3 protein-coding genes are annotated in these 4190 nt (G+C 71.8%); 1 reads left to right on the top strand and 2 read right to left on the bottom strand.

Annotated features, from left to right (window positions below; translation table 11 throughout):
* Positions 1-177 precede the first annotated feature (177 nt).
* Positions 178-1755, bottom strand: a complete 1578-nt coding sequence (gene guaA / locus QH270_RS15060; RefSeq protein ID WP_280342326.1) for a glutamine-hydrolyzing GMP synthase — start codon at positions 1753-1755, stop codon at positions 178-180.
* A gap of 104 nt (positions 1756-1859) precedes the next feature.
* Here guaA and QH270_RS15055 point away from each other — a divergent pair, with 104 nt between their 5' ends.
* Positions 1860-2660: an alpha/beta fold hydrolase gene (locus QH270_RS15055; RefSeq protein WP_280342323.1), complete on the top strand. Its 801-nt coding sequence runs from the start codon at positions 1860-1862 to the stop codon at positions 2658-2660.
* On the opposite strand, the gene QH270_RS15050 is transcribed toward QH270_RS15055, so the two are convergent.
* Positions 2657-3811: a GuaB3 family IMP dehydrogenase-related protein gene (locus QH270_RS15050; protein ID WP_110037077.1), complete on the bottom strand. Its 1155-nt coding sequence runs from the start codon at positions 3809-3811 to the stop codon at positions 2657-2659. The genes QH270_RS15055 and QH270_RS15050 overlap by 4 nt on opposite strands.
* Between the last annotated feature and the right edge of the window lie 379 nt (positions 3812-4190).

The raw sequence follows: 4190 nt of genomic DNA, 5'->3' as shown, positions 1-4190 counted from the left end.
CCCGGGCCCCCCCCCCACTGCCCCCCCCCCCCCCCCCCCCCCCCCCCCCCCCCCCCCCCCCCTTTCCGGCCCCCCCCCCCCCGGGGGGCCCCCCCCACCCCCCCCCGGCCCCGCCCCCCCCGGGGCGGCGAGGTCACGAGGCCGAAAACCCGCGGCGCCAGCCGCCAAAAATACAGCTCACTCCCACTCGATGGTGCCCGGCGGCTTGCTCGTCACATCGAGGACAACGCGGTTGACCTCGGCCACCTCGTTGGTGATCCGGGTGGAGATCCGCTCGAGCACGTCGTAGGGCAGGCGGGTCCAGTCGGCGGTCATCGCGTCCTCGCTGGACACCGGGCGCAGCACGATCGGGTGACCGTAGGTGCGGCCGTCGCCCTGCACGCCCACCGAGCGCACGTCGGCGAGCAGCACGACCGGGCACTGCCAGATCTGCTTGTCCAGATCGGCGGCGGTGAGTTCCTCGCGGGCGATGGCGTCGGCCTGGCGGAGCAGCTCGAGCCGATCGGCGGTCACCTCGCCGACGATGCGGATGGCCAGGCCGGGGCCGGGGAACGGCTGGCGGCCGACGATCTCCTCGGGCAGACCCAGCTCGCGGCCGACCGCGCGGACCTCGTCCTTGAACAGCAGGCGCAGCGGCTCGACCAGCTCGAACTCGAGGTCGTCGGGCAGGCCACCGACATTGTGGTGGCTCTTGATGTTCGCGGTGCCGGTGCCGCCGCCGGACTCGACCACGTCCGGGTACAGGGTGCCCTGCACCAGGAACTCGACCTTCGGCGCCGAACCGTCGCCACCGTGCTCGGCGACGATGCCCGCGACCGCGTCCTCGAAGGAGCGGATGAACTCGCGGCCGATGATCTTGCGCTTCTCCTCCGGATCGGAGACGCCCTTCAGCTCGCCGAGGAACTTGTCGACAGCGTCGACGGTGACCAGCTTGGCGCCGGTCGCGGCGACGAAATCGTGCTGCACCTGCTCGCGCTCGCCGGCCCGCAGCAGACCGTGATCGACGAACACACAGGTGAGCCGGTCCCCGATCGCGCGCTGCACCAGGGCCGCGGCGACGGCGGAGTCGACACCGCCGGACAGGCCGCAGATCGCGTGCCCGTCACCGATCTGTTCGCGCACGCTCTCGATCAGCGATTCGGCGATGTTGGCGGGGGTCCACTGCGGCGGGATGCCCGCCAGTTCGTGCAGGAAGCGGCTCAGCACCTGCTGGCCGTGCGGGGAGTGCAGCACCTCGGGGTGGTACTGGACGCCGGCGAGGCGGCGCGCCCGATCCTCGAACGCGGCGACCGGGGCGCCCGCGGTGGTTCCGGTGACCTCGAACCCGGCGGGGGCGTCGGTCACCGCGTCACCGTGGCTCATCCACACCGGCTGCAGCGTCGGCAGACCACCGTGCAGCACGCCGCCGTCGATGCTGAGTTCGGTGCGGCCGTATTCGCGGGTGCCGGTGTGGGCGACCGTGCCGCCCAGCGCCTGCGCCATCGCCTGGAAGCCGTAGCAGATGCCGAAGACGGGCACGTCGATGTCGAACAGCCGCGCGTCGAGCTGCGGTGCGCCCTCGGCGTACACGCTGGACGGGCCGCCGGACAGGATCACGGCCAGCGGCCGCTTCTCGGCGATCTCCTCCACCGTCATGGTGTGTGGAATCACCTCGGAGAACACTCGTGACTCGCGCACCCGCCGCGCGATCAGCTGGGCGTACTGCGCGCCGAAGTCGACGACGAGGACCGGTCTCTGAGTTTCTGCCACCGCCACAGTTTAGTGACGGCACACGACGGGCGAGCAGCGGGATCGGTGGTCGCTACACGCCTCGGGCGAACATTGCGCATGACGGCCTCGACCTGGCTATCCTCGTCCTCGTGCCATTCGCCCGCGCGATCGATGCCGACATCTACTACGAAGACAGCGGTGGCACGGGGCCGGTGGTGTTGCTCGCCCACGAATTCTTCATGGACCGCACGATGTTCGCCTCGCAGCAGGCCGCCCTCTCCCCCGAATTCCGGATCGTGGCCTGGGACGCGCGCGGGCACGGCCGCACCAGGGATCAGCGGCTGCCGTTCACGTACTGGACCGCCGCGCGCGACGCGCTGACCATCCTCGACGACATCGGCGCCGAACGGGCCATCGTCGGCGGCACCGCGCAGGGCGGGTTCACCGCGCTGCGCACCGCGCTCGTCGCGCCGGAACGGGTGGCCGCGCTCATCCTCATCAGCACCGAGGCGCACGGACCCACCAGGGAGCAGTCCACCGCGACCCAGCGCTTCCTCGACGAGTGGCACGACAGGGGTTCGCGCGAGGAAGCCGCCAACCGCCTCGCCGACTGGCTCATCGGCGACGACGACTGGCACCGCGACATCTGGACCCGGCGCTGGGTCGACGACGCGCACAACGGCCTCGACGCCGCCGTCGGCTGCCTGCTCGGGCGCGACTCGGTGCTGGACCGGCTACGCGAGATCACCTGTCCCGCGCTGATCATCCACGCCACCCACAGCGGCATCGCGGGCACCCGCGCCCGCACGCTGGCCGAGGGGCTCACCGCCTCCACCTTCGTGGAGATCGATGGCGCCCGGCTCGCCGTCACGATGACCCACCCCGAAGCGGTGAACGCGGCGATCGCGCGCTTCCTGCGGGAGCGGGTCTCGCTCACCCACGTGCGCTAGCGGACGCTGAGCCCGACCTTCTGGAATTCCTTGAGGTCGGAGTAGCCGGCCTTGGCCATCGAGCGGCGCAGGCCACCGACCAGGTTCAGCGAACCGAACGGGTCGTCGGACGGGCCGTAGAGCACGCGCTCGAGGCTCGGCCGGGTGACGGTGCCGTCGGCGCCGTCGAGCCAGGACTCGTCGACCGGCAGGAACGAGCCGCGCGGCACCGAGGGGTGCGCGGTGGCCGAGGGCCAGTACCAGCCGCGACCCGGCGCCTCGGCCGAGACCGACAGCGGCACACCGAGCATCACGGCGTCGGCGCCGCAGGCGATGGCCTTGGCGAGCTGGCCGGACGTGGCGACATCGCCGTCGGCGATGACGTGCACGTAGCGGCCGCCGGTCTCGTCGAGGTAGTCGCGGCGGGCCGCGGCGGCGTCGGCGATCGCGGTCGCCATCGGCACACCGATGCCGAGCACTTCGCCGGTGGTGGTGGCGCCCGGGTAGGAACCGTAGCCCACGATGACGCCCGCCGCGCCGGTGCGCATCAGGTGCAGCGCGGTGCGGTGATCACTCACGCCACCGGCCACGACCGGCACGTCCAGCTCGGCGATGAAGGTCTTGAGGTTCAGCGGCTCACCGTCACCCACGTGCTCGGCGGAGATGATGGTGCCCTGCACGACCAGCAGGTCGACCCCGGCCTGCACCAGGGCGGGGGTGAGCGCGCGCGCGTTCTGCGGGCTCACCCGCACCGCGACCGTCACGCCCGCCGCGCGCACCTGCGCCACCGCGGCCGCCAGCAGATCGGGCTGCATCGGCGCCGCGTGTAATTCCTGCAGCAGGGAGATCGCGCGTTCGTAGCCGCCCTTGTCGACGAGGTCGATCAGCTGGTCGACCTTGTCCTGCACGTCGGCGTGCCGCGCCCACAGGCCCTCGCCGTTGATCACGCCGAGGCCGCCGAGACGGCCCAGCTCGATCGCGAACTCCGGCGAGACCAGCGCGTCGGTGGGATGCGAGAGCACCGGGATCTCGAAGCGGTAGGCGTCGAGCTGCCAGGCCACCGAGACCTGCTTCGACGACCGGGTCCGCCGCGAGGGCACGATATCGACGTCGTCGAGCTCGTAGGTCCTGCGGGCAACCCTGCCCATCCCGATTTCCACCATGTCACGCACAGTCACGCTCTGCTTTCTGCGCGCTGGCGCGCGCGTTTCGCGGCCCCTGGGGGCCGCCGGTCAGGCACCGCGGCTTGCTCCTGCGTCGCCTACGCCGCGGCGCCTGACCGGCGGCCCGGCCGCGAACCGGCCACTGCGTGGCCGCCGCTCCTCGAGGTCGCGGGTGCGGGGAACGTTGGTGCACGAACGCCGAGATCTCTCGATGTCAGCCTTCGCTGTTGGTCTGCGGACCGCAAGCCCTTGGATGGTGCGAGTCGTCCACGTGGCTGTGGGCCCCGGGGTGTACCCCCCCCGCCCCCAACCACAAATATTTTAAAACCCCCCCCCCGCGAGTTTTGGGGGGCCACCGCGAGAGTGTTTTGGTGGGGGGGGGGGGACG

The organism is Nocardia neocaledoniensis (genome assembly GCF_029868625.1).
Lineage (GTDB): Bacteria > Actinomycetota > Actinomycetes > Mycobacteriales > Mycobacteriaceae > Nocardia > Nocardia neocaledoniensis_A.
Note: the sequence above shows the minus strand (reverse complement) of the source record. Positions and strands in the feature narration are given on the sequence as shown.